Annotated in this window: 22 protein-coding genes, 1 tRNA gene and 2 pseudogenes; 16 read left to right on the forward strand and 9 right to left on the reverse strand. The window is 65.9% G+C overall.

What is annotated here, in order from left to right; all coding sequences use genetic code 11:
• Positions 1-1,498 (reverse strand): annotated as a pseudogene (locus ACFQEV_RS13225) (hypothetical protein); the annotation flags it as partial.
• A gap of 176 nt (positions 1,499-1,674) precedes the next feature.
• Positions 1,675-2,220: a tRNA (cytidine(56)-2'-O)-methyltransferase gene (locus ACFQEV_RS13230; RefSeq protein ID WP_379696817.1), complete on the reverse strand. Its 546-nt coding sequence runs from the start codon at positions 2,218-2,220 to the stop codon at positions 1,675-1,677.
• A gap of 176 nt (positions 2,221-2,396) precedes the next feature.
• On the opposite strand from ACFQEV_RS13230, the gene ACFQEV_RS13235 reads away from it, so the two are divergent.
• Positions 2,397-3,353, forward strand: coding sequence for an NAD-dependent epimerase/dehydratase family protein (locus ACFQEV_RS13235; protein ID WP_379696820.1), 957 nt, complete (start codon positions 2,397-2,399; stop codon positions 3,351-3,353).
• A gap of 3 nt (positions 3,354-3,356) precedes the next feature.
• Here ACFQEV_RS13235 and ACFQEV_RS13240 read toward each other — a convergent pair whose 3' ends face one another.
• Complete coding sequence (locus ACFQEV_RS13240; protein ID WP_379696823.1) at positions 3,357-4,430, reverse strand: glutamate-cysteine ligase family protein; 1,074 nt, start codon at positions 4,428-4,430, stop codon at positions 3,357-3,359.
• Positions 4,431-4,707: 277 nt separating this feature from the next.
• Here ACFQEV_RS13240 and ACFQEV_RS13245 point away from each other — a divergent pair, with 277 nt between their 5' ends.
• Positions 4,708-5,454, forward strand: coding sequence for a DUF2797 domain-containing protein (locus ACFQEV_RS13245; RefSeq protein WP_379696825.1), 747 nt, complete (start codon positions 4,708-4,710; stop codon positions 5,452-5,454).
• An 80-nt stretch (positions 5,455-5,534) separates the two neighbouring features.
• Complete coding sequence (locus ACFQEV_RS13250) at positions 5,535-5,939, forward strand: hypothetical protein (RefSeq protein WP_379696828.1); 405 nt, start codon at positions 5,535-5,537, stop codon at positions 5,937-5,939.
• Between the two features lie 9 nt (positions 5,940-5,948).
• Here ACFQEV_RS13250 and ACFQEV_RS13255 read toward each other — a convergent pair whose 3' ends face one another.
• Complete coding sequence (locus ACFQEV_RS13255) at positions 5,949-7,079, reverse strand: glycosyltransferase (RefSeq protein WP_379696831.1); 1,131 nt, start codon at positions 7,077-7,079, stop codon at positions 5,949-5,951.
• Positions 7,080-7,120: 41 nt separating this feature from the next.
• Positions 7,121-8,218 carry a glycosyltransferase family 4 protein gene (locus tag ACFQEV_RS13260; protein WP_379699866.1) on the reverse strand — a complete coding sequence of 366 codons (1,098 nt, stop codon included), beginning with the start codon at positions 8,216-8,218 and terminating at the stop codon, positions 7,121-7,123.
• A gap of 101 nt (positions 8,219-8,319) precedes the next feature.
• On the opposite strand from ACFQEV_RS13260, the gene ACFQEV_RS13265 reads away from it, so the two are divergent.
• From ACFQEV_RS13265 to ACFQEV_RS13275, 3 genes are read left to right on the forward strand one after another with little or no spacing between them, the layout of a single operon-like run.
• A complete protein-coding gene (locus tag ACFQEV_RS13265) occupies positions 8,320-8,595 on the forward strand; it encodes a ribonuclease P protein component 4 (protein WP_379696833.1) in 276 nt (91 codons plus the stop codon).
• A gap of 58 nt (positions 8,596-8,653) precedes the next feature.
• Positions 8,654-8,902, forward strand: coding sequence for a YhbY family RNA-binding protein (locus tag ACFQEV_RS13270; RefSeq protein ID WP_379696836.1), 249 nt, complete (start codon positions 8,654-8,656; stop codon positions 8,900-8,902).
• The gene (locus ACFQEV_RS13275; RefSeq protein WP_379696839.1) at positions 8,899-9,813 is read left to right on the forward strand and encodes a mechanosensitive ion channel family protein; all 915 of its coding nucleotides are present in this window, start codon (positions 8,899-8,901) and stop codon (positions 9,811-9,813) included. The genes ACFQEV_RS13270 and ACFQEV_RS13275 overlap by 4 nt, the downstream gene beginning before the upstream one ends.
• A gap of 39 nt (positions 9,814-9,852) precedes the next feature.
• On the opposite strand, the gene ACFQEV_RS13280 is transcribed toward ACFQEV_RS13275, so the two are convergent.
• Positions 9,853-10,665, reverse strand: coding sequence for an HD domain-containing protein (locus tag ACFQEV_RS13280; RefSeq protein WP_379696841.1), 813 nt, complete (start codon positions 10,663-10,665; stop codon positions 9,853-9,855).
• Positions 10,666-10,725: 60 nt separating this feature from the next.
• Positions 10,726-11,205 carry a redoxin domain-containing protein gene (locus tag ACFQEV_RS13285; RefSeq protein WP_379696844.1) on the reverse strand — a complete coding sequence of 160 codons (480 nt, stop codon included), beginning with the start codon at positions 11,203-11,205 and terminating at the stop codon, positions 10,726-10,728.
• A 254-nt stretch (positions 11,206-11,459) separates the two neighbouring features.
• Here ACFQEV_RS13285 and ACFQEV_RS13290 point away from each other — a divergent pair, with 254 nt between their 5' ends.
• Positions 11,460-11,726 (forward strand): Sec-independent protein translocase subunit TatA/TatB, encoded by a 267-nt coding sequence (locus tag ACFQEV_RS13290; RefSeq protein WP_379696846.1) that lies wholly within the window; start codon positions 11,460-11,462, stop codon positions 11,724-11,726.
• 72 nt (positions 11,727-11,798) lie between these two features.
• Positions 11,799-11,871, forward strand: a tRNA-Arg gene (locus ACFQEV_RS13295).
• Positions 11,872-12,309: 438 nt separating this feature from the next.
• Here ACFQEV_RS13295 and ACFQEV_RS13300 read toward each other — a convergent pair.
• Positions 12,310-12,840 carry an NUDIX hydrolase gene (locus ACFQEV_RS13300; protein ID WP_379696848.1) on the reverse strand — a complete coding sequence of 177 codons (531 nt, stop codon included), beginning with the start codon at positions 12,838-12,840 and terminating at the stop codon, positions 12,310-12,312.
• A 317-nt stretch (positions 12,841-13,157) separates the two neighbouring features.
• Between ACFQEV_RS13300 and ACFQEV_RS13305 the strand changes: the two genes are divergently transcribed.
• Together ACFQEV_RS13305 and ACFQEV_RS13310 are read left to right on the forward strand one after the other, a co-directional pair.
• Positions 13,158-14,384 carry a sensor histidine kinase gene (locus tag ACFQEV_RS13305; RefSeq protein ID WP_379696851.1) on the forward strand — a complete coding sequence of 409 codons (1,227 nt, stop codon included), beginning with the start codon at positions 13,158-13,160 and terminating at the stop codon, positions 14,382-14,384.
• Positions 14,385-14,439: 55 nt separating this feature from the next.
• Positions 14,440-14,847, forward strand: a complete 408-nt coding sequence (locus ACFQEV_RS13310; protein WP_379696854.1) for a hypothetical protein — start codon at positions 14,440-14,442, stop codon at positions 14,845-14,847.
• Positions 14,848-14,967: 120 nt separating this feature from the next.
• Here the strand turns inward: ACFQEV_RS13310 and ACFQEV_RS13315 are convergent, their stop codons facing one another.
• Positions 14,968-15,900: an alkaline phosphatase family protein gene (locus ACFQEV_RS13315; RefSeq protein WP_379696857.1), complete on the reverse strand. Its 933-nt coding sequence runs from the start codon at positions 15,898-15,900 to the stop codon at positions 14,968-14,970.
• Positions 15,901-16,290: 390 nt separating this feature from the next.
• Here ACFQEV_RS13315 and ACFQEV_RS13320 point away from each other — a divergent pair.
• The 6 genes and pseudogenes from ACFQEV_RS13320 (at position 16,291) to ACFQEV_RS13345 (ending at position 24,601) form a co-directional block, all read left to right on the forward strand.
• Positions 16,291-19,759 (forward strand): annotated as a pseudogene (locus tag ACFQEV_RS13320) (type II/IV secretion system ATPase subunit).
• 3 nt (positions 19,760-19,762) lie between these two features.
• Positions 19,763-21,814, forward strand: a complete 2,052-nt coding sequence (locus tag ACFQEV_RS13325) for a type II secretion system F family protein (RefSeq protein WP_379696860.1) — start codon at positions 19,763-19,765, stop codon at positions 21,812-21,814.
• Entirely contained in the window at positions 21,811-22,293 is a 483-nt protein-coding gene (locus tag ACFQEV_RS13330) for a DUF7287 family protein (protein WP_379696863.1), read from the forward strand. Before ACFQEV_RS13325 ends, ACFQEV_RS13330 begins: the two co-directional genes overlap by 4 nt.
• Position 22,294: 1 nt before the next feature.
• Positions 22,295-22,885, forward strand: coding sequence for a DUF7288 family protein (locus ACFQEV_RS13335; RefSeq protein ID WP_379696866.1), 591 nt, complete (start codon positions 22,295-22,297; stop codon positions 22,883-22,885).
• Positions 22,873-23,895, forward strand: a complete 1,023-nt coding sequence (locus ACFQEV_RS13340) for a DUF7261 family protein (RefSeq protein ID WP_379696869.1) — start codon at positions 22,873-22,875, stop codon at positions 23,893-23,895. Before ACFQEV_RS13335 ends, ACFQEV_RS13340 begins: the two co-directional genes overlap by 13 nt.
• Positions 23,888-24,601: a DUF7266 family protein gene (locus ACFQEV_RS13345; protein ID WP_379696871.1), complete on the forward strand. Its 714-nt coding sequence runs from the start codon at positions 23,888-23,890 to the stop codon at positions 24,599-24,601. The genes ACFQEV_RS13340 and ACFQEV_RS13345 overlap by 8 nt, the downstream gene beginning before the upstream one ends.
• Position 24,602: the final 1 nt, after the last annotated feature.

Here is a 24,602-nt window from a genome sequence, read left to right on the forward strand (position 1 = left end):
CGTTCACGTCCACGGACGTGCCGTCCCCCGTCTCCGCGGTGAGGGTGTAGTTACCCGGCGGGAGGGCTTCGACCGTCTCGCTCTCGCCGGCCGGCACCGTCGCCGACGTCACCGCGCCGGTGTCGTTCGAGACGGTCACCGTCACCGGAACGTCGTTGGGGTTCTCGACCGTGACGTTGCTCTCGCCGGTAGTCGCGTTCACGCTCTCCAGTTCGGGTTCGGCGGCGGGTTCCTCCGGTTCGGGTTCTTCCGGCGTCTCGTCGGGCGTTGGTTCGGGCGTCTCCGCGCCGCTCTCCTCCGAGAGGCTCTCGTCAACGTTCTCCCGGCCGCTCTCGACGATCACTTCGACGTCGGTCGTTCCGCTCTCGGCCGCCTGCTCCGCGGTCGTCGAGGCGGACTGCTCGACGATGATCTGTATCTGGTAGATATTCACGACCTGCGTCTGCGTAATCTGAACGACCGCCCCCTGACTCACGCCCCGCGCGGCCGCCTGAATCTGCGTGGCGGACGCCTGCTGGGACTGCGAGAGAGCGCCGCCGGCGGCCGAGTCGGCGATCACCTGAATCTGGACGACAGTGACGTTCTGAACCTGCGTGACGGTCCCCGCCGCCGCCCCGTTCGCGGCGGACTGGACCTGTTCGACCGTCGCTTGCTGGCTCTGTCGGACCGCGCCCGAGGACGCGCCCATCGCGATGACCTGGACCTGCTTGATGTTGACCGACTGGACCTGCGTCAGGACGCCGTCGGCACCGCCTCTGGCACCCGCTTCGACCTTCTCTAACGCCGCGCCGTCGCTACTCTCCAGCGCGCCGTAGGCCGCACCCTGTGCGGCCTCCTGTATCGTCGCGATATCCACCGTCTCGTTTACGGGTTCCGCGCAGGCACCCGCGGCCGCGCCCTCCGCGGCCACCTGTATCTGCTCGACCGTCACCGACTGACGCTGGGCGAGGGCCCCGTGGGAGGCGCCGTACGCCGCCGCCTGAGTTTGCCTCGCGCTCGCGTTCTGGGTCTGCGATAGCGCTCCGGCCGTACTCCCGCCGACGGCCGCCTGCACCTGTTCGACGCTCGCGTTCTGGCTCTGAACGAACGTCCCGTGGGCCGCGCCGGCGGCGGCGCGCTGAATCTGCGTGACGTTCGCCGACTGGCTCTGCGCCACCGCCTCTATCGTCCCGTTCACGGCGGCCTGCCGGTGCGACTGGTTCACCGTCGCGCCCTGCATCTGCGCCAGTCGCGCGCCGCGTCGGACGCCGCTCTCGACGGCCTGCCGTTCCTCGTCGGTGAGTTGCGCCCCCTCGTCGCTCACCTGAAGCGGCGGCGCGGCCGCCGAATCGTCGCCGTCCTGCGCGGACGCCGCGCCCGCGACGCCGACGCCCGCGACGCCGACGCCCGCGACGAGCGCACTCGTTACCACGGTCCAAGCGAGAACCGCGGCGACGACGCGACGGTACCGACCGTCTGTCGCCCCGGCCCCTCCGCCCTCTACTCTTTCTCTTGACATAAATTCCGAGACGCAAGTATTGCGCTTGGATCTGTGGCTTACCTCTGCAGGTTCTGTACCTGCCGTGAACGTAACGGAGCGGGGTGATTCCGCCGAGAATTGACATGCTGATTACCGTTTCTCCGCGCCTCCCGAGTCCGCCTCCGGACGGGACGGGACAGGGCGGGGCGGGCGCTTCACTCCTCGTCGTCGGCTTCGACGACTCGCTTGCCGGTCTCCATGGGGACGACGCGTCGGTCGGCGTCCTCCCACTCTCGTTCGAGTTCGCGCCCGTCGAACAGTCTATCGAGGAAGACGGCGAGTGCGGCCACCTCCGAGTGGGGTTGACTCGTCACGCCGACGTTGTAGTCCGCCTCCTCGTACACGTCGAACGGCACCTTCTCCGCGCCGACGACGACGAGGACCGGTTCGTCGGCGTGCGCCTCGCGCACTTCGGCTTCCACGTCCTGCACGCGTTCGCCGTACATCGTCAGGTGGACGACGACCCCGTCCCACTCGCGGATTATCGGCCGGTACGACTCGATGACCTCGGCCTCGAACGGCCCGCCGAACCGCGCGGTGATGTCGTCCACCGTCTCCTTCGATTGGCTGGCGTCGCCGACGAACAGCGCTCGGTCCGCCCCGAGTGCGCGCGCCGTCAGTCCGATATGGGTCGTCATCCTGTCGTCTCGGCCGGGTCGGTGTCCGAGACGGAGGACGGCGACGTCCGGTTCGTCCTGCATGCTCGGTCGGTGTCGGTCGGGCCGGTAAGACCCTTCGTTTCCCCCGCGTCGTCCCGCGCCGCCGCGATTTCGCCGGCCGTCTTCCCCCCGATGACCGCCTCCCGAAACGAGCGAACGACTCGGAGGCGGTGAGAGCGACCAGAATGCACTTGAAACCGTACGGTGCAGTACCCCCCATGAACCTCTCCGAGAAGCGAGTCGTCGTCACGGGGGGTGCGGGCCTCGTCGGTTCCCACCTCGCGAAGCATCTCCTCCCCGAGAACGAAGTCGTCGTCGCGGACGACCTCTCGAAGGGCGACAGGGCGCGCGTCCCCGACGGCGCGGAGTTCGTGCGGGCGGACATGACCGACCCCGACGACGTGGCCGAGGCCATCACCGCCGACGTGGACGTGGTCTTCCACTTCGCGGCGTACACTGACACGAACTACGCCAACCCGCGGCAACTGTTCGAGGAGAACACCGAGATGACGTACAACGTCCTCGAACGCATGGAGGAAGTCGGCGTCACGAACCTCGCCTTTACCTCCTCCTCTACGGTCTACGGCGAGGCGCCGCGCCCGACGCCCGAGGATTACGCCCCGCTCGAACCCATCAGCGTCTACGGCGCGTCGAAGCTCGCGGACGAGGGTCTCATCTCCACGTACGCCCACGCGAAGGACTTCACCGTCTGGCTGTTCCGCTTCGCCAACATCGTCGGCCCGCACCAACGCGGCAACGTCGTCCCCGACTTCATCGAGAAACTGCTGGACGACCCCGAGACGCTCACCATCCTCGGCGACGGCCGACAGGAGAAGTCCTACCTCCACGTCACCGACTGCGTGGACGCCATCGCGCACGTCGTCGAGAACGCCGACGACTCGCTGAACACGTACAACCTCGGGACGCGGACGACCACCTCCGTCACCCGCATCGCCGACATCGTCAGCGAGGAGATGGACGTAGACCCCGAGTACGAGTACACCGGCGGCGACAGGGGATGGACCGGCGACGTCCCCCGGATGCGCCTCTCCATCGAGAAGCTCTCGGCGCTCGGGTGGAACCCCGAGGGGTCGAGCGACGAGGCAGTTCGCCGCGCCGCGCGAGAGCTCATCGAGGAACTGCGCGCGGAACGCACCGCGCCCGCGGGCGAGTAGCCCTCAGTTCCGACAGAGGTCGTTCACGTCCTCTCGCAGGAGTTCCCCGTACCGGCGGCGGAGCTCCTTCGCCTCGTCCGGGGCGACCCGCTCGCGCCCGTCGATTTTCCGCGTCAGCGGGTCGTACCCCTGCACGTCGAACCCCATCCGTTCGAGGTACGTCGCGACGTCGGCGGAGTCCAACCCCTCGTAGATGGCGTCTCCGACGTAGTCGCGCACCGTCTCGAACTCGGGGAGGACGATTTCGTCGTCCGTCACCTCGCCCGTCGCCCCTTCCACTCGGACGTTCGCGTGGTGGAGTCGCTCCATCACGGCGTCCATCTCCTCGGCCAAGCGCAGGATCTGGCTCGGAAGCGCCGCGTCCGGGGCGCGCCACTCGACGGTCGGCATCTCGTCGCGCAACCGAACCGGCGTCCACACCACGTCATCGGCCGTGAAGTTGGCCTCGACGGCCCCCTCGTCGATTCCGGCCTCGACGGCCGCCTCGGTGAACTCCGCTAGCCGCCGGTCGAGACGCCGTTCCCACTCGGCGACGGTGTCGACGTACTCCCACAGCTGCCCGTGCTTCGGGAAGTTCTCGTAGCACCTCTTCCGATAGAGGTAGGCGCGAGCGCCGTTCGCCACCCGTTCGCCGCGGAAGTACGGCGACGAGTTCAGAAGCGCCAGCGCGGGGTCGAGGCCCGCGAGCACGTTGAGTTGGTCCACGACGTTCCGCTTCTCGAAGTGCAGGTGCGTCCCCGCGCAGTACTTCGCGTAGTCGAAGTTTGTCCCGAGGACGCGCTTCTGTATCCGACTGCGTTCGCTCGGCCACCGCTCGATCTCCTCGCCGTTTATCGGCGTTCCGAACGGGACGAGCAGTTTGTCGAGTTCGTCGGCCCTCCGAAGCACCCGATCAAGTTGGTCCACGAACGTCGAACGCAGGTCGGCGTACGTCTCGCAGGGCGGCGTCTTCAGCTCGAAGAGCGGCGGGACGAACTCCTCCTCGACGTTCTCCGAGATCTCCGTGAGCTCGTCCGGAGTCGTCAGCGCTCCGTCTCGGTCGACGACCCAGTACTCTACTTCGATGCTCTTTTGCATTGATGGAAGTCCGCCGTCGTTCGCGTCGGAGTCGCTTCGGCCGAGTCGCTTCCGACCGCGAGTCCCGAACTCCGTCGGGAGACGTTGCAACTTCCCTTCGCCCGCCGTACCGAGGGTGTCGCCGTCACTTGATCGCGAAATTCGCCGCTGTAGATGATTAGGGGCTTGCCTGCAGTCGCAAGGGAGTTACCTTCCTCGTCGCCCGATGCGGGCACCGAGCCGAACCGCCCGCGCCGGAACGGCACGCCTTTTACGCCGCCTTCCCCTACCCGGAGTCGTGCAGTTCGTCGGCTACGACACGGGCGGTCCGGGACTCTTTCTGAGTGACGACGGCGAGGTGGAGTACGTCCCCTTGGAACCGGGGACGGAACTCGCCCACACGCTCGAAGACCGCCACTGCGCCGGCGTCCTCGCCGACGACGAACACGTCCCCTGCGACGCCGACCGCGCGCCGTACTGTCGGGACCACAGCTCAACGTGGGTGTGCGCGAAGTGCACCGGCACCTGCCTGAAAGACGAGATGGACTGCCACGACCCCCACGCCGTCTACCTCGCGGCGTTCGCGCCCGACTCGTTCAAGGTCGGCGTGACGAAGGAGTGGCGACTGGAGACGCGCCTCCGCGAACAGGGCGCCGACCGCGGCGCGCACGTGCGGACCGTCTCGGACGGCCGCATCGCGCGGGAACTGGAGGCCGAACTCGCCGAGAACATCCCCGACCGCGTCCGCGTGCCGACGAAGGTGGACGGACTCCACCGCGAGGTGGACGACGCGTCGTGGACCGGTCTGCTCTCGGGGTTCGACGTGATATCGGAGTTCTCCTTCGACTACGGTCTGGACCTCGACGACCGACCGGTGGCCGAGACGATGGCGACGGGAACCGTCCGCGGCGTGCAGGGGCGAGTCCTCGTCCTCGACCGCGCCGGAAGCGCCTACGCCGTCGATCTGCGCGACCTCGTGGGCTACGACGTGGTGCCGGAGGCGACGACGCGCGACGTGCAGTCGAGTCTCGGCGCGTTCGGGTGAGCGGGACGTAATCGACCGCCCCCGGCGACTCGCCTTCGCGTACCAACAGTCCTTTGCGGCCGCGGGTTGAACCGGGAGGTATGTCCGACGAACCCGACGAACCCGACGAACCGACCGAGGAGGCAGGGGACGGCGAGGAAGAGGAGAAGTCGTTCCGAGAGCGAGTCGAGGAGATTCGCCAGCGACGCGAGGAGGAACGCGAGGAGGGCGACGGCGAACGCCCCTCGCCCGAGGAGATGATGGGCGGCGGCGGCCCCGGCGGCGCGGGCGGCAACCCCTTCGCGCAGATGATGAGCGGGATGATGGGCGGCGGCGGCCCGCCGGGCATGGGCGGCGGCGGCATGGGCGGCGGTCCGGGCGGCCGCGGCGAGAGCGAGTCCGTCGGCAACGAGGAACTCGTCCGCGAGGTTCGACAGCTCCGCGACGAAGTCCGCGACGCGACGCGACAGCTCCAGCGCATCGCGCAGGCGTTAGAAGACGACTGAACCGCGGATTCAGCGACGACCGGCCTTTTTCTTCGAGCGGACGCGGTCGTACAGCGTCGCCAGTTCGTCCACGGCGCGTTCGACGCTGAGGTCGTCCCGCCGCGACAGACACGACTCCGAGAGCGATTCCCGCTCGTCCAGCACGCGCCGGATGGCGTCGCGGCAGTCCCCGACGTCGCCGCGGACGTAGTGATAGCCCGTCACGCCGTCCACGACGGTGTCCGAGAGCGCACCCTCGTCCACGCCGACGACGGGCGTCCCGCAGGCGTTCGCCTCCAAGGCGACCAACCCCTGCGTCTCGACCGGACTCGGGAAGACGAACGCGTCGAGCGCCGAGTAGAACGCCGGCAGTTCCTCGCGGGGGAGAAAGCCCAAGAACCGGGCGTCCACGTCGAGTTCGCGGGCGAGCGATTCGAGGTGGTCCCGGGCGGGGCCGTCGCCGCCGAACACCAGCGTCGCGTCGAGTCCCTCCGCCGCGCGGACGAACTCCGCGAGGTTCTTCTCGTACCCGTGTCGGCCCGTGTAGCCGAGGAGGGGTCCGTCCGGCAGGTCGTGACGCCTGCGGAAGTCGGCGGCGTCCGTCGGGACGAACTGACCCACGTCGATTCCGTTCGAGAGGACGGTCACCTCCGTCTCGACGCCGACTTCCGAGACGAGGTGCTCGCAGGCGTCCTCGCTCGGGCAGACGACGGCGTCGGCCCGGTCGAAGAACCAGCGCTCGTACCGTTCCGAGAGCGACTCGATGCCGGACTCGACTCGCGCGCGCGAGGTGAGGTAGTCGGCGTACTCGCCAGTCGGCGTGTGGTAGGAGGCGACGAAGGGAATCTCCCGCCGTCGAGCGAGGCGCATCCCGCTCAGACCGAGGGCGAACGGCGTGTGCGCGTGGACGAGGTCGACGTCCCGCACCGCCTCGGGGACGCGCGGCACGCCCAAGCGGAACCCGTCGTAGAAGGGGAAGGCGACGCTCCGAACCGGGAACTCGCCGTCGTCGGGGTCGTACCCGTCGCTCCCGGGGAAGACCACGTCCATCCGACCGCCGCGCTCCCGCCAGCAGTCGCGCCACGTCTCTATCGTGTACGTGACGCCGTTGACCGTCGGCAGGTACGTGTCTGTGAAGGCGGCGACCGAGACCGGTTCCATCGGTCGTGCTTCGGCACTGTCCGTTTAATCGCTTGTGACTTTCACCGGAGGCGCGATACGTCCACGGGCCGCCCCTCCCGTTTCGCCTCGTACGCCTCGCGGTACGTCGCCGCCAGTCGGTCACCCACCCGGTCGAGACTGTGTTCCGCCGCCGTCTCGCGGGCGTTCTCCCCGAGTCGCTTCCTGAGGTCCTCGTCGCGCGCAAGCAGTTCGAGGGCGCGGCGGAACTCCGCCTTCGTCGAGCACTTCAGGCAGTCGCGGCCGTGCGTGTAGAACTCCTCGAAGACGGGGATGTCCCGGAGGACGACGGCCTTCCCGCACGCCATCGCTTCGAGGACGGCGATGCCCTGATTCTCGTTCTTCGTCGGGAACAGGTAGACGTCGCCCGCGCCGAACGCGCCGCGGATGTCGTCCACCCACCCGGTGAAGGTGACGTTCTCCGGCGGGTCTCTCACCCACTTTTTCACCGTCTTCGAGGCGTGCGGCCCGGTGTCGTACGGTCCGAACCACGCGAAGTCGTAGTCGGTCTCCTCGGCGAGTTCGCAGAACGTCGTGAGGCCCTTCCGTTCGAAGACGTTGCCGACGGCGAAGACGACCATCCCGTCGAGTTCGTACCGGTCGCGGTACTCCTCGCGCAGGTCCTCGAACCCCGACAGCGACTCGGCGTCGACGCCGTTCGACATCGGCAGGACAGGCGCGTCCACGGGGTACGATTCGAGGACGCGCTTGGTGTACTCGGAGGGGCAGAGCACCAGGTCGGCCTGCGAGTAGAACCACCGGAGGTACCGCCCGAGGAACGGCCCGACGGCGTTCGACCCGCGGAACGACTCGGCGAAGTCCTCCCGGGTGACGTGCGTGTGGAGAATCAGCGGGATGTCGTTGCGCTTCGCGTGGCGGGCGACGGCGACCGACCCCGGGCCGACGAGGTTGCAGTGGGCCACGTCGTACCCGCGGAAGAACCCCCGTCCCGCCGCCGCCGAAAGCGGCGCCCGCGCCGGATGTCCGCCGCGCCACGGCGATGTGACGACGTCCACGTCCGCGTCGGCGCGAGAGAGGGCCGCGCGTTGCTGGTCCGTCGCCGTGCCGATGCCGCTTCGGTGCAACTCGGATTCGAGTTCCAGGTAGTTGAGGACGCGCAGGCTCACGTTGCCGCCGATTTTTTCGGGCGGCGGTTTGACGCTACCGACTTCCGCGTCCGGGAGACGGAACGTCTTTGGTCGGCCGCCCCCCTCGTCGGACCATGGAAATCGCGGCGGAACGCATCGAACGCCTGCACGAACTCGCGCGGGAGGCCACCGCCGAACGGGAGTTCGACCGCGCCCGCGAGTACGTCCGCCTCGCGCGGCGCATCGCGGAGCGGAACCGGACCGGCCTCCCGCGGACGTTCCGTCGCTACACCTGCGACGACTGCGACGCGTACCTCCGGCCCGGCGTCAACGCGCGCGTCCGACTCCGCCCCGGTCGGGTGGTCGTTCGCTGCGACTGCGGCGCGACGAAGCGGTACCCGCACGATTGACCGGGCACGACGTTCACGGACCCTTAACGTTCAAACGTACTCGGCCGGTAACGGAAGTATGGACAAACAGGAACTGCGGAAGGAAGCGCACGACGTGGACGTGACGGTGTGGGTCGGCAAGAGCGGGATCGGCGCGGTGACGGACGAACTGTCGGACCAACTGGCCGACAGGAAACTCGTGAAGGTGAAGTTCCTCCGCGCGGCGCGGGCCGGGACCACGGTCGAGGAACTCGCCGACGACCTGGCGGGACGAATCAACGCGGACGTGGTCGAAACGAGAGGGAACACCGCCGTCGTCACTCGATGAGCGGAGTCGGTCTCGCCCTCCAAGTGAACGGCTTAGACGGCGCAATCGCGCAACTGTTCGAGGGTTTTCTCGGAGAGGCGGCGGCCGCCCTCCTCGGCAAGACGGTCGCCTTCGTCGTCGCGTTCGCCGTCGTCTACCTCGTCGGGAAAGCGGCCCTCCTCCCCTTCCTCTCGCGGGTGATGAACCGGCGGGGGCTCGAACCGCACGCGAGGCGACCGCTCAGGCGAATCGCCAGCGTCCTCGTCGTGTTCGCAGCGTTGACCGTCGCGTTGACCGCTGCGGGGTTGCCGAACTTCCTGCAGTCGGTGGCGACCATCGCCGCGGCGGCGACGCTCGCGATCGGGTTGGCGATGCAGGACGTCCTGCAGAACTTCGTCGCGGGCGTGTTCATCTTCACCGACAAGCCGTTCAGAATCGGCGACTGGATAGAGTGGGAGGGTAACTCCGGCATCGTCGAGGACATCAGCTTCCGCGTCACGCGGGTTCGGACGTTCGACAACGAACTGCTGACGGTGCCGAACTCCGAACTGACCGACGGCGTCATCAAGAACCCCGTGGCGAAGGACAAACTCCGCCTGCAGGTGCCGTTCGGCATCGGCTACGACGACGACATCGACGCCGCGACGGAGATAATCGTGGCGGAGGCCGAGGCCAACCCAGACATCCTCGACGACCCCGCGCCGTCGGTCCGCCTGACGGAACTCGGCGACTCGTCGGTCACGCTCACCTCGCGCGTCTGGATAGCGAACCCGAGTCGCTCCGACTTCGTGAAGACGCGCGCGAAGTACGTTCAGCGGGTGAAGGAACGGTTCGACGAGGCGGGAATCGACATCCCGTACCCGAACCGGACGCTCAGCGGCGACCTGACCATCGCCGACTCCGATTCGCTCCGCGCCAGCGCGGACGACTGAGCGCCGAGCGACGCGAGAACCCCGTTTTCGTCCGGCGTCTTACAGTTCGATGCGTTCGACCAGTTGGTTCTCGGCCCGCGTGTTGACCGCGACGATGCGGATGTAGTCTTCGAGCATCGAGTTGTCGAGCTTCGCCTTCAGGAGGTTGTCCACCTGATAGACGCCCGCGGCGTTGACCATCTCTATCTCGACGAGGACGGGCCGACTGTCGCCCGGTTCGAGGGCGACGTTGTCGATGGCCCGACTGGAGAGGGTGTTGATGCCGCGTCCGCCCTTCTCGTAGGGGATGCGCGACCGGCCGCGTTCCATGTCGAGTGCGTCCGCGACGCGGATGACGCCCGCCTCCCGCGTGAGGGGGTCCTCCTCGGTGTGGTGACAGAGGATGGCGTGAAGCACCTCCGCCTTCATCCGCACGGCGTCGGGCCTGTCGTAGAACTTCGGGAGGAAGCGGTCGAGAAGGTCCGCGGCGAGGGGGATGGAGTAGTAGGCGTGTTCGTCCCGGTGGACGATGTGTCCGATGTCGTGGAGAGTGGCCGCGAGGGCGACGATGACCGGTTCGTCGGCCTCTTCGAGACCCTGGTCCGACGCGCCGTTGAACTTGACGCCGCCCGCCTTCAGGAGGTCGTACAGGCGGAGCGCGCGGTTACGGACGATTTCGATGTGCTTCGGACCGTGGTCGTTGTACCCCTTCCGCGTGACCGCGTTGACGTTCTGCGCCTCGAGATACGCCTTCACCTCGGGGTCGTCAAGCAACTCCGGCAGTATCTCGTTCAGTTTCTCGTCGGGGTAGGCGTGGTCCTCTTCGGACTGGTACTCACGCCCGCCGTCGTCGTCGCTGTCGGTCACGTCCATGCGCCGTTCCGTTCGTGACGCAGGCGCAAATACCTCCGGGTATCGGCGGCGTCGGCGTCCTCAGGCGCGCGCCGTCTCGGCGGCGTCGGCGACTTCCTCGTAGTCGGGTTCCGCGCCGGGGTCGTCGCTCACCCACGCGTACGTCACCTCGCCGGACCCGTCCACGACGAACACCGCCCGTTTCGCCACCTCCTCGACGCCGTACTTCTCGAAGTCCATCGAGACGCCGTACTCGCGGACTATCTCGCGGTTCGTGTCGCTGAGGAGGGGGAAGTTCAGGTCGTTCTGTTCGCGGAACTCGTTCAGCGCGAACGGCGTATCGACGCTGATTCCGAACACCGTCGCGCCGACGTCCTCGAAGTTCGCCATCCGGTCGCGGAACGTGCACATCTCCGTCGTGCACGTACTCGTGAACGCCGCCGGGAAGAACGCGAGGACGAGTGGTGCGTCGTCGAGGCGGTCCGAGAGCGTCAGGGTGTTCACGTCGCCGTCCGCCATCGGTGCGGTAAAGTCTGGGGCGTCGTCGCCGACTTCGACCATGGGCGTCGTTCGGCCGCGGCGGTGTTGAATGTTCTCCAACCGAGACGCGTTCGGCGTTCGATGCGGGGGTTTCCACCGTCGACCGTCGGGGCGTCGAGCGACGGAGCGCTCTCTCCGGACCGTCGTTCGAATATCCGCGGTGTTGCGGGCCGACTCGGGAGAATTCGGCCGGTATCCCGCACTCTCGGAGCGAGAAACGTTACGTTGAGGGAGCAAAAAGCCTATAATCGAGACTAGGTTAGCATTTGGTAGTGATGTCACCGACCATGACCCCCCTCTTCCCGGGGATACCTGGCGGGCCGGAACTGCTCATCGTTCTGCTCGTCCTCGTGTTGCTGTTCGGCGCGAACAAGATTCCCAAGCTCGCTCGCTCCACGGGTCAGGCGATGGGCGAGTTCAAGCGCGGACGCAACGAAATCGAGGAGGAACTGCAGGACATGCAGGGCGAAAACGAGGACGAGGAGTCCGAGGCGACCGCCTCGACTTCGACCGAGAAGTCCACCTCGACCGAAACCAACTGAGCAGTTCCGTTCTCCGCCCGCGGTCTTTCGAATCACACCCGTTTTAGTCGATGCTCTCTTACTCTCCGTCGAGGGCGTGTGGCCTAGTGGACAGGGCGAGAGGTTCCTAACCTCTCGATCGCGGGTTCGAATCCCGTCACGCCCGTTCACCTCACTTCGTTCGGTTCACGGGCGTTCCTGAGTCCCACTCGCTTCGTCTGCGGGCGACGACAGGTCGCCCGCACGGCCAGCGAGACGGCGAAGCTGTCTCGTGTTGCTCGCGGGACTCCCGTCACGCCCGTTCTCCTCTCAATCGCTTCAGATTGAGCGTACAGCGTCTCGTTGTGGCGGGACGACCGCTCGTTCCGAGATTGATTCGAACACGTCACGCGGCGCACCGCAGCGTCGTCACGGCTTCCGCTAAGTCCGAGCCGCGACGGCGTACTAATATATTATCCAGTAATACCGAACTATACGGTGGTCCCTTTCCAAGACGTTGGAAGACGGATTAGCTGCTAAGTACAGATGACCCATCTATCGCTCAGTACCGGTGTCTCTCACCTCAACCAAACCTAGGCCGGAGAGTGCAAGGAATATCTTACACTTAGGCAGGATAGGGTCTCGTCCGTATCTCGTCAAACAATACGTTCTCAGGTGGCTTTGCAAACCAATCCATTTCGGCGATTTCGCCTTCACGGGGACGTAATTCTCCGCCATTTAGTTCCCCATGGAATGTTACAATTAGTTCAAATACTGATGGATCATCGGATTCAGCGTTCTGATTCTCGATTATATGAACATCGCAAAGGCCTGTGAGTCTACACTCAGCACCTGTTTCTTCTTTGACTTCCCGCTTTGCAGTTGCTTCGTAAGACTCACCGACTTCGGCTTTTCCTCCTGGATCTCCCCATCCTTTGTCTCCCTCGTTCCGTACTAGTAGAACTTCCCCGTTTTCGTTGGTTAGCCAGACACCTGCGCCGCCGAGTGTCCCTTGTTCAAAACGTTCACCGATATTGTCGTACCGTTCCCCTGAATGCTCCCACGTTTTTTCAACAACAGTAAACTCTTCATATTCGTCTTCCAACCTACATACTGTTTCTTCGACTTTTCTTTCACTCCTTTCTCTAATCGACATTATCTGATTCTAAGTGATCCCTCCCTTTACTTAGACCCTCTATTCTTATCAGTAATCGAACCGGCATCTTCAGGAAGGTCGTGATGGTGAAGATGCTCGATTTGCACGCTCTACCTATCGTTCTCATTTGAGCAGAAATCCGGTAGAGTTGCTCACTTGATACTCACAAAGCCCCGTTCTCTGAGTGTTCCCTCGCTCTTATGACTCACATCGTTCTGTCTTGAACCTCTGTTCCTGACGACAGCGGCAGTGGATACGTCGCTCTCGGCCGCGCTCCGGTATGAAAGTTGAAATGGACTTGGCCCCCATTCTGGGTGATGACATCTCGGGCGAACGCCGTGTCTCCGGCCGAGGGGAGAGGTGCCGTCGTCGCGTTCGGCGGGTTCCACCTCGTACTCGGAGTGGGATTGGCGGTCGTGGAACTCCTCCAAGGGAGGGCGGTGTCGAACATCTTAGTCGTCTCGCTGTACGTCACCGTCCCGGGGGTCGTACTCCTCTACGGCGGATATCGGCTCCCGCGTACCGACATCGACCCCCAGTTCTATCCGACCATCGCGTACTGGTGTCTCGGCGGATTCGGGCTGATGCTCGCCAGCCTCGCCCTCTATCAGTTCGAACCCGCCGAGAGCATCAGCGACCCGGTTCGAGGCTTCCTCGTCCTCACGGCGTTCGGTACCGTCGCCGGCTTCGGCGTCGGGAGTCGCGATGCGTTGGCGAAGACGCGCGCTCTCACCGTCGAGTCGCGTAACGAAGAACTGGAGCGAACGAAGGCGAAACTCCAGAAGACGGTGGACCGACTCGAAGAGTCGAACCGCAAACTCGGGGAATCCAACGAGCGCTTAGAGCAGTTCGCCTACGTCGTCTCCCACGACCTCCAAGAGCCGTTGCGCATGGTCACGAACTACCTCACGCTCATCGAGGACCGGTACGGCGAGAAACTGGACGAGGACGGCGAGGAGTTCCTCGAGTACGCCGTCGACGGCGCGGAACGGATGCACGAGATGATCGAGGGGTTACTCAAACTGTCCCGCCTCGGGACGGAGGAGGAGACGTTCCAACAGGTCGACCTGCGCGAGGTGCTCACCGACGTTCAGAAGCACCTCGAAATGCGGATCAGCGAGAGCGACGCCACCGTAGAAGTGGGCGAGTTACACTCCGTCGAGGGGGACCCCGACCAACTGCGCCAACTGCTCCAGAACCTGGTGAGTAACGCTCTCGAGTACAGCGGTGACGCACCCCCGAAAGTGTCCATCTCCGCTCGGAAGGACGGGGACTCGGAGGTGAGAGTCTCCGTTCGAGACGAGGGAATCGGCATCGACCCGGACGAACAGGAGCGCATCTTCGAGATTTTCCAGCGACTCCACACCCGAGAGGAGTACTCCGGTACCGGCATCGGGTTGGCGCTCTGTCAGCGAATCGTCGAACGTCACGGCGGCGAGATCTGGGTCGAGTCGGAACCCGGCGAGGGGTCGACGTTCTCGTTTACGCTCCCAGCCGCCGAGACGCGAACGCGGCGAGCGAACCGACAGCCCCCGGACCAATGACAGATCTTGATAATTGGGGCGCCAAGAATATAGCACTCGTTTATAATTTCAACTCATGCCATCGTTACGGGAGTTGCTTCCGAAGCGGATTCGGAGGAGCTACGCACTCACGTTTCTCACGGGTATCGTAGTCGTTCTGCTGGTGATGGGGAGCATCTCGGCGTACGCCTACACGGACAGCCAAGAATCGGTCAAAGAGGACGTCGCGGGCGTGAGCGCTCAGACGACCGCCGAGGCGCAGAACGTCTCCGCCGCCTCCGAGGAACAGACGTCGTCGCTGACGGAGGTATCGACCAGCGTCCAATCGCTCGCCGACAGGGCCGAACGGTTGCACTCGCTCCTCGAACAGTTCGAGGTGCAAGCGGCGTCCGCCCCGACCGACGCGGGCGCCGAGACGGCGGCAGACGCCGCACCCGCCGCGGCCGACGGTGGAGAGTCCGCCGAAGCACAGTCCGACGACTGACGCCGCCGCCTCCCCGATTTTCCCGTTTTCCGGTCCTCTTCGACTCGCGCCGCGAACCGTAGCCGTCGATAAGCGATCGGACCCCGTACGCACCCCACCGCGCGCCTCGGCCGTCGAGAACTAGAGGTAGCCCATGGACCGCAGGTGTTCGCGAGCCCGTTCGTCGAGTTCGTCGTCGCGCTTTCGCTCGTATCCGCCCTGCGCGTCCCCCGCGACGATGTCCTTCCGGTCGCCCGTGTCGTGGACGAACCACGGAACCTCCACCATCTCCTCGACGTAGAGCCGACTCGGGTGACCGTAACTCCGAATCGGAATCGGACGCTCCCGTTCGCCGAGCAACATCCCGTGGTCCGCGGTGACGACGCTCCGCCCCCGCAGGTCCCGCAGGAGGGGGACGACCTCGTCGAGGGCGAGTTCGAGGTTCTCGCGGTACACCGTCTCGAAGTACTCGTCGGGAACGTCGCGGACGCCGCGGAACTGTTCGGACAGCGGATTCGGCGCTAAGTCGGGGAACAGTTCCCGGCCCCGAGTGCCGATGTACGGCGCGTGCGGTTGGACGAAGTGAACGACGAGTCGCTTCTTCGGGTACTTCTCGGCCGCCTCCCGCGCCGCGTCGGCGACGGTAGAGGGGTGGACGCCGTCTTCGCCGAAGTCGATGCCCTCCTCCCAGACGTCCACCGTCGCGTGCAGGTTCACGTCCACCCCATCTCGGAAGACGTTCTCCTGATACAGCATCGTCGAGGCGGTGACGTAGACGGTGTCGCGTAGGTCGCGCCCGTGGAAGTTGCCGCGGAGGAACTCCTTCGTCGCCGACCCGCGGGAGGTCCGCGACTCCAGTTCACCGTCGATTTCGTACTCCGAAACCGCCTCGGCGAAGTAGTCGTACCGGCATCCGTCGAGGATGAGGAGGTTGTCCCAGTCTTCCTCGAAGATGTCCGTACCGTCCGGATTGTACGCTCGTCGGCCTGCCCGGTCCCAGAAGCGTCGATTGAGTTCTCGGAGGCCGACCTGCGGGTTCTCTAGTCCGTACCGGATTTGGCTGGCCGAGTACATACTCCGGACCGTACGGACGACGAGGTATGGTTACTGTTTGCGTTCTCCGACACCGTCGAGAGATACGTCCAATTTATCTGATAGCACGGGATTCGTAACTATGTTTTTCTGACTACATGTCAGTCCGACGCGGCGCGCGCGCCGCGGCTTAACCACCGATTACGTCGCCGACCGATGCCGGTCAAGTGACGTTTAAGCAACACATACGTTTGGAACGTCGAGAATGGCGCTATCGGCTTTATCCGGACGTTCGGTTCCTTTCACGGATTAATTCTATCTGCAATATAGATGTTACATGTCTGGTTCATGTAGTATACTGTTAGATTTCAGACTGAACGACTTGTTAAATCTCCAGAAGTCTTTTTGATAGGGGGTGTCCACCGGAGAACAATGGCTAGCGACGACGACGTCGAGATGACCCCCGTTCGTCAGTCCGATTCTGACGACGACGGGTCGAACCTCGACGCGTTGGAGAGGGGGGCCGACTCGGGGCGGTCGGCTCTGGAGGGGGAAGTTGCTCCGGGGGCGCCGCCGAACGAGGCGGCGACCAACCCGGCGTCGGACGGGGATGCGGCCGACGGACCGAGAGTTGCGGTTGGAGAGTACACGTGGGCGCACTTCCTCGATGAGTACGGGGAACCGGGCGACGTCGAGTCGTTGTACGGCGGCGTGGACCCGCGGGACCTGCCGGACGAACCGGCGAGTTCGCGGTGGGACGACTCCGAGGAGGAACCGGTTGAACCCTCGACGCCGACGCGCGAGGACTGGGACGAGGTCAGCGTCGATTCCGAGGAGTACCTCGACTTCCACGCGGTCGAGACGGAGGAGAACGTCTCCGAGTCCGCCGCGGAGGCGAAGCGCATCCAAGCCGAGTTCGAGGCGTTCTGCGACCCCGAGACCACGCCGGTCGTCAAGGACGTCTGGATGTGGGAACACTACAAGCGCGAGTACTACTACGAGGACGACGGCAGTCGTCCCCGCGACGAGGAGGGGGACATCGTCCGCTTCGACGCCGAAGATGCACTCGGGTTCGACCCCGAGTACACCGAGAACGCACTCGCGCGGGAACCAACGCGCCGACGAACTCGCGGAGATTATCGACGAACGCACCGTCGACGTCAACGAGGACCTCGACGAGGACGCCTTCTTCTCGGACGAACGCGGCGCGACCACCGTCGTCAACCGGTACGACCTGGAGAAGGCCGTGCCGATGGAGAAGAAGACGCACTTCCGCGAGGTGGAGCGCTACTGGGTGAACAAGCCCCACTCCTTCATCATCATCTTCCAATCGATAAAGGAGAACGAGAAGAAGTACTACCAGATCGAACCGTACCAGAACCGCATCGAAGCCGACCTGACGGAGTTCCTCACCGGGAAACTCCGGACGGCCATCAAGTACGACGACGAGAGTTCCGTCGGCGTCGGCGAGGGCACCCGCCGCCGCGTCATCGAACGGCAGGCCCTCGACCTGTTGGACCGGTACGACGTGTACGAACGGCCGGACGACGGCTACTCCGACTCGCTCTCTCTGGCTCCCGACCCGGCGGAGACGGACGACGCCGAGGAGCCCGGCGAGGGCGCGATGAAGGCGCTTCTCTCCCGGTTCGGCATCGACGCCGGCGGCGCGGACGCCGACTCGACGCCCGACGCCGGGGCGAAGGACTCCTCGCTGGGGTCGTTCGCCCGCCGCCTCGGACTGAACGAGGGCGCGTTCGGCGGGCGTCTCGACGGCCTGTTCGCCACACCGCCCGCCGCGGAGTCGCCCTCCCTCGACGGCATCGCCGCCCGGCCCGAGTCCGCCGTGCTGGCGGACGACGCCGAGACGCTGACGGAGTATCAGGTCGAGAAGCTGCTGTACTTCCTCCGCCGGGACTTCATCGGCTACGAGCGAATCGACGGCATCAAACACGACATCAACGTCGAGGACATCTCCTGCGACGGCTACAACTCGCCGGTGTTCGTCTACCACTCGGACTACGAGCAGATAATCTCGAACGTCTACCACGGCGAGACGGAACTCGACGACTTCGTCGTCAAACTCGCCCAGCGCTCCGGGAAGGGCATCTCGAAGCGACGCCCGCAGGTGGACGCCACCCTCCCCGACGGGTCCCGCGCGCAGTTGACGCTCGGACGGGAGGTGTCCGACCACGGGACGAACTACACCATCCGGCAGTTCAAGGACGTCCCGTTCACCCCCATCGACCTCATCAACTGGAACACCTTCTCCCTTGACGAGATGGCGTTCCTGTGGCTCTGCATCGAGAACAACAAGAGCCTCATCTTCGCCGGCGGCACCGCCTCCGGGAAGACCACCTCGCTGAACGCGGTGTCGCTCTTCATCCCGTCGAACTCGAAGATCGTCTCCATCGAGGACACCCGCGAGGTCGAACTGCCGCAGCGAAACTGGATCGCCTCCGTCACCCGGCCGTCGTTCAGCGACGACGACAAGGGCGACGTCGACGAGTTCGACCTGCTCGAAGCCGCACTCCGGCAACGGCCGGACTACATCGTGATGGGCGAGATCCGGGGCGAGGAGGGGCGGACGCTGTTTCAGGTCATGTCCACCGGGCACACGACGTACACGACGTTCCACGCCGACAGCGTCGGCGAGGTGCTGAAGCGCTTCACCACCGAGCCCATCAACGTCTCGAAGACGATGTTCACGGCCCTCGACCTGGTGTCGATTCAGACCTCCACGCGCGTGCAAGGGAACAAAGTCCGGCGGAACAAGTCGCTCACCGAGATAAACCACTACGACCCCGAGAACGACGAGATAAACGTTCAGGACGTGTTCCAGTGGCAGGCCGAGACCGACGAGTACCTCAAGATGGGCTCTTCGAACACCTTAGAGGAGATAAAGTTCGACCGCGGGTGGAGTCAAGAGACGCTCGAACTGCAGTTGTTCAAGCGGCAGGTCGTCCTCGCGTACCTCATCAAACACGGCTTGAACACGTACACGCAGGTGGCCGCGACGCTGCAGGCGTACATCAACGACCCCGAGACCATCCTCGCGCTGATGGCGAACGACGAGCTCGAACGGAGCCTCGAAGACCTCCGCGAGATGGAGTCGGTCCAGATCAACGTCGACCCCGAGAAAGAGGAGATGGTCCCGCGACCGGATCCGACCGAGGAGATACTCGACCTCTGCGAGCGGATTCTCCGGCGGGCCGAGGAGGAACTGTTCCCGGACTTCCGCGGGCAGGACCCCGGTGACGTCGCGGACGCCCTGACTCACCTCAGAGACCAACCCGACGTGACCGCCGACACCGGCGGCGAGCGGCACGAACTCGACGCGTTGGACGAACGGACGACCGACCCCGAACTCGACGAGGGCGGCGACGGACCGCCGGGACTGGACGAGGGCGCGGACGGCCCCTCCGGACTGGACGAGGGTGCCGACGAACCCTCGGAGCTCGAGGGCGACTCGACGCCCGCGTTGGACGCCGGCGACGACCCCTCCGAGTCGGCCGAGGCGGGGGACGACGGCGCGGACGGTGCCGACGGCGTAGAGGACGCAGACAGCGCAGGCGACGCGGACGAACCCGCGGCGGAGGCGGGCGGCGCGTCGGCGGAGGCGGACGGTTCGCACGACGCGGACGGCACGGACGACACGGACGCCACGAACGACGCAGACGGCACGGACGATGCGAACGCCCCCGACGACGCGTCGGACCGCGCGTGGACAGAGGACGACGAGTTCGGCATCGAGGACATCCTCAACCAAGAGGTGGACGTCGTCGAGTTGGACGAAGAGGCCGACGGGTGGGGCTTCGGGGAGTTCGAGGGCGTCGAACCCGAGACAGACGACCGTACGGACGACGCCGACGCGTCGGGCGAAGCGACCGGCGAGGGGGACTGACGCGTGAGTCTCGACTCGAAGACGTCGGAGTCCGGCGGCCTCGACCGGAGCACGGACGCCCTCGGCGACGCGTTCTACCCGCTGTTCCAACTGCTGTTCGACGGGGACGGCGACTTCGTGGCCGACGTGGAGACGAAGCTCCAACAGGCGCGGATGCCGGCGACGGTGGAACTGTACCTCTCGAACGCCCTCGCCGTCGGCACCCTCGTCGGCCTGCTTCTGTGGGTCGTCGGGTCGCTGCTCGGCTACTCGCTGTTCGCGTTCGGCATCGTCTCGGCGGACTCGCTGAGTCTCGGCATCCCCGTGGGGAACGAGTCCACGGCGCAGTTCCTGAAGTCGCTCACGATGCCGGCGGGCGTCGTCGTCTCCGGCGTCGTCTTCGGGAGCGTCGGCTTCGGACTCGGGTTCGGCACCCTCGTGGCGATGCCCTACTCGACGGCGTCGTCCCGGGAGCGCGAGATAAACATGCTGCTGCCCGACGCGGTGTCGTTCATGTACGCCCTCTCCGTGGGCGGGTTGAACCAACTGGAGATTCTGGAGGCGATGGGCCGCGCCGAGGACACCTACGGCGAAGTCGCCTGCGAGTTCCAGAGCATCGTCCAGGAGACGGAGTACTTCGGCACCGACTACCGGAACGCCATCCGGGAGCAGGCGATGATTACGCCGTCGGACGACCTCTCGCAGTTCCTGACGGACATGCTCTCCATCGTCAACTCCGGCGGGAACATGGAGCAGTTCTTAGACGACAAGAAGGAGAAGCACCTCCGGACGGCGAAACAGGAGCAGGAGACGATACTGGAGACGCTGGAACTGTTCGGCGAGATGTACATGACGCTGTCTCTGTTCCCGCTTCTGCTCATCATTATCCTCGTCATCATGAGCATGCTGAATCAGGCGCAGGAGTCGCTCCTGTACGCCACCGTCTACGGCCTGATTCCGCTCACCGGCGTGGGCTTTCTCGTCCTCGTCTCGACGGTGAAGCAGGACGAACCCGGCGACGGCTACCTCCGACCGTCCGGCGGGAGCGAACGCCTGCAGCAACAACACCGCGAGGGCCTCCTCCACATGGGGTTAGTCGAGAGTTTCGTCGGCGACTTCGGCGTCTTCGACCGCATCCGCAGTCGGGAGGGGACGTACAAGACGCGGGAACTGCTCCGGCAACCGCACGTCTTCTTCCGCGACAACCCGCTGTACTCCCTCGTCGTCACCGTCCCGGCGGCGCTGATGTTCGTCGCCGTCACCGCCTCGGGCGGCGGCGCGCCCATGACGTGGGAGGGGATGTTGGAGCAACCCGTCTGGGGGACGTTCGTCTGGTGGTACATCCCCGTCTACCTCGTCGGCATCCCGCTGGCGTTCTTCTACGAGTGGAACGTCCGGTCGCGGAAGGCCGTCGTCGGCAAACTCTCGGACAACCTCCGGAAACTCTCCAGCGCGAACGACACCGGCCAGACCTTACTTGAGTCCATCAAGACGGTTTCCGACACCTCCTCGGGCAAACTCGCGGACGAGTTCGATATCATGCACGCGAAGGTGAACTACGGGATGAGCCTCCGGAGCGCCATGGTCGAGTTCAACAACAAGTACCACATCCCGCGCCTCGCCCGGACGGTCAAACTCATCTCGAAGGCCCAGGAGGCGTCCAGCCAGATCACGGACGTGCTGACGACGGCGGCGCAGGCCTCCGAGAATCAGGACGACATCGAACGGGAGCGCATCTCCCGGACGCGGATGCAGGTGGCGATCATCCTCATGACGTACCTCACCCTGCTCGCGGTGATGGCCATCCTGAAGACGCAGTTCCTCGACGTGATGGCCGGCCTGTCGTCGCAGACGGGTGGCGGAGGCGGCGGCGCGGCCGCACAACAGGGCGCGAGTTTCGGCGGGAGCGTGGACATCAACCTGCTGTCGGTGCTGTTCTTCCACGCGGTCACCCTGCAGGCGGCGCTCTCGGGGTTCATAAGCGGCTACATCCGAAGCGCGCAGCTCGTCTCCGGGGTGAAGTTCGTCGTGATACTCCAGACTATCGCGCTGGCGGTGTGGGTGGTGGTGGGGTGACGCGCGCCGACCGGGCGCAGATGACGCTCGACTTCGCCATCGGCGTCGGACTGTTCCTCCTCGTGGTCGCGTTCGTCGTCGCGTTCGTCCCCGGCATCTTCGAGCCGTTCGAGCGAACCGAGAGCGGAACCCAAGTGGCGGACAGACTCGCCACGTCGCTCTCGACGGACCTCCTCGGTGACCCCGCGGAGCCGTACGTCCTCAACGACGACTGCACCGTCGAGTTCTTCGACGGAAGCGGCGGTTCGACCGACTGCCGGTTCGACGCTAGCGCGGACGCTCCGGACGGGGTGTTCGCGCTCGACTCGGGAACGAACGCGAACGTCACCGTCAGGAACCGCGGCGGCGACATCGCCTCCCTCGGCGGAACGACGCTGGCCGCGGGAGACGCCGTCCCCGACGATCGGTCGGTGACGACGGCCCGCCGCGCCGTCCGCCTGAACGGGACGACCTACTTCCTGTACGTGAGGGTGTGGTGAGATGACCGACAGACGCGCCCAAGCGCACACCTTGGAGGCCCTCGCCGCGGGCATCCTCCTGCTTTCGAGCCTCCTCTTCGCGCTTCAGGTGACGGCGGTGACGCCGCTGACCGGCAGTACGTCGAGTCAGCACATCGAGAACCAGCAGGCGTCCATCGCCGACGGCATCCTCGCGTCGGAGGCGGCCAACGGGACGCTGAAGCCGACGACGCTCCACTGGAACGCCTCGGGGTCCGACTGGCACGGCGCGACGAGCGACGGCTACCCCCTCGGCGGGCCGCCGACGCCGTTCGGGACGGTGCTGAACGAGACGCTCGCGGATAGAGGCATCGCGTTCAACGTGAACGTCTACTACACGCGGAGCGACGAACGGCGGCGGATCCGGATGGTCTACCTCGGGCAACCGAGCGACCACGCGTCGGTGGCGACGCGCACCGTCACCCTCTACGACGACGACGAACTCCTCGACGCGGACCGGAACCCGACGGGGACCACCGTCTCGGAGACGACGGAGTTCTACGCGCCCGACGCGTCGCCGGACTCTCCGCTGTACAACGTCGTGGAAGTGGAGGTGGTCGCGTGGCGGATGTGAGGCCGCGGCGGCCGCCGACCGACGCCCGACGGGGCGGGAAGTCCGCCCGCGGACGCCGCCGCGACGACAGGGGACAGCTGATGCTCGTCGCCGCGTTGGCGCTGGCGGTGCTTTTCGTCTCGCTGGCGTTACTCCTGAACACCGTCATCTACACGGGCAACCTCGCCACCCGGTCCGTCGGCGGTAACTCCGACGCCGTCGCAGAGTACCGCACCGCCGCGACCGACGCCGCCCGCGAGTCGCTCCGACGGGTGAACGCCGACCACGACGCCGACTACTCCGAACTGGAGACCACGTTCGGCGCGGCGATGCGCGACTGGGACGCCGCGACGAGTCGGCACCGCGCCGTCGCGAGTTCCGCGACGGAGGCGCGCGTCGTCTCACGGACCAACGGGACGCGACTCCGACAGGACGACTTCGGCCGGTCGTTCGTGAACGAGTCGGGGGCCGAGAACTGGTCGGTCGCCGAGGGTATCGGCGCGTACCGCGACTTCTCGATGACCGTCAACCGATCGACGCTGACCTACGTGGGGGGCCTCGACCCGACCGACGCGTCCGTCCTCGATTCGGCGGGCGTGTTCAACGTGACACTCGAAACTGCCGCGGACGAGCGGTACACGGCCTTCGTCGGCACCGACGGGACGAACGTCGTCGTCTCCGTGTTCGGACCGTCGGGGACGCACCGCGACACCTGCACCGCCGCGACGGGCGGCGACGCGACGGTGGACTTCTCGAACGGCACCGTCGGCGGGGCGGACTGCGAAGCGCTCACCTTCGAAGACGACGCCGCCGACCCGTTCACGCTCCGGTACGAGAACGGCGACGCCGCCGCGGGGACGTACTCGCTCGTGACGGACACGCCGTACGTCGAGTACGACGAGGACTTCGCCGACTCTGCGGGCAGTACGCCCTACCGGACCTACGCGCTGTACGGCGTCGAACTCGAACTGACGTACCGAACGTCCTCCACGTACTACCAGTCGAACGTGACGGTGGTCCCCGATGCGTGAGCCGAGCGACCGCCGGGGGCCGTCGCTCGCCGCCGTCGGGGGAACGGACCGCGCCGTCTCGACGGCCATCGGCTACGTCCTCACCCTCACCATCACGGCCATGCTCGTCTCCGGACTCCTGTTCGCGGGCGGGCAGTTCGTCGAGAACGAGCGGGAACAGGTCGTCCGCGAGGAACTCTCGACGCTCGCCGAGCAGGTGGCCGCGAGCATCGCCGACGCCGACCGCACGGCGGCGGGAGACGACGGGAGCACCGTGCGCGTCGCCGCGGACCTCCCGACGCGCGTCGCCGGGAACGCGTACCACGTGGAGGTGTCGAACGAACCGACGCCGGCCGGCGAACCGAACCGGACCGTCGTCACCCTCACGGACACCGCAGACGGCGTCTCCGCGTCGGTGACGCTCCCGACGACGCACGAGGCGGCCCCGCGGACGGTGCCCGGCGGTTCGCTCGTCGTCGTCGTCCGCGACGCCGACGGCGACGGCGACCGGGAGTTGGTGACGACGACGGAGTCGCTGTCGCCGGACGACCCCAGTAACTCGCTCGACCGCGAGGCGGCGGCCGTCGGCCTCGTCCGCCCGGCGGCGTCGGACCGAACGGAGAGAGTACCCGTGAATCACAGAGACACCATGCCCGAGAGCCGAATCGACCGGAGGCCCGCCTCCGGCGGCGTCGAACGCCCGGAAACGCCCGCGGAGGTGGCCTGAG

This window comes from Halopelagius fulvigenes, assembly GCF_042662625.1.
GTDB classification, from domain to species: Archaea; Halobacteriota; Halobacteria; order Halobacteriales; family Haloferacaceae; genus Halopelagius; species Halopelagius fulvigenes.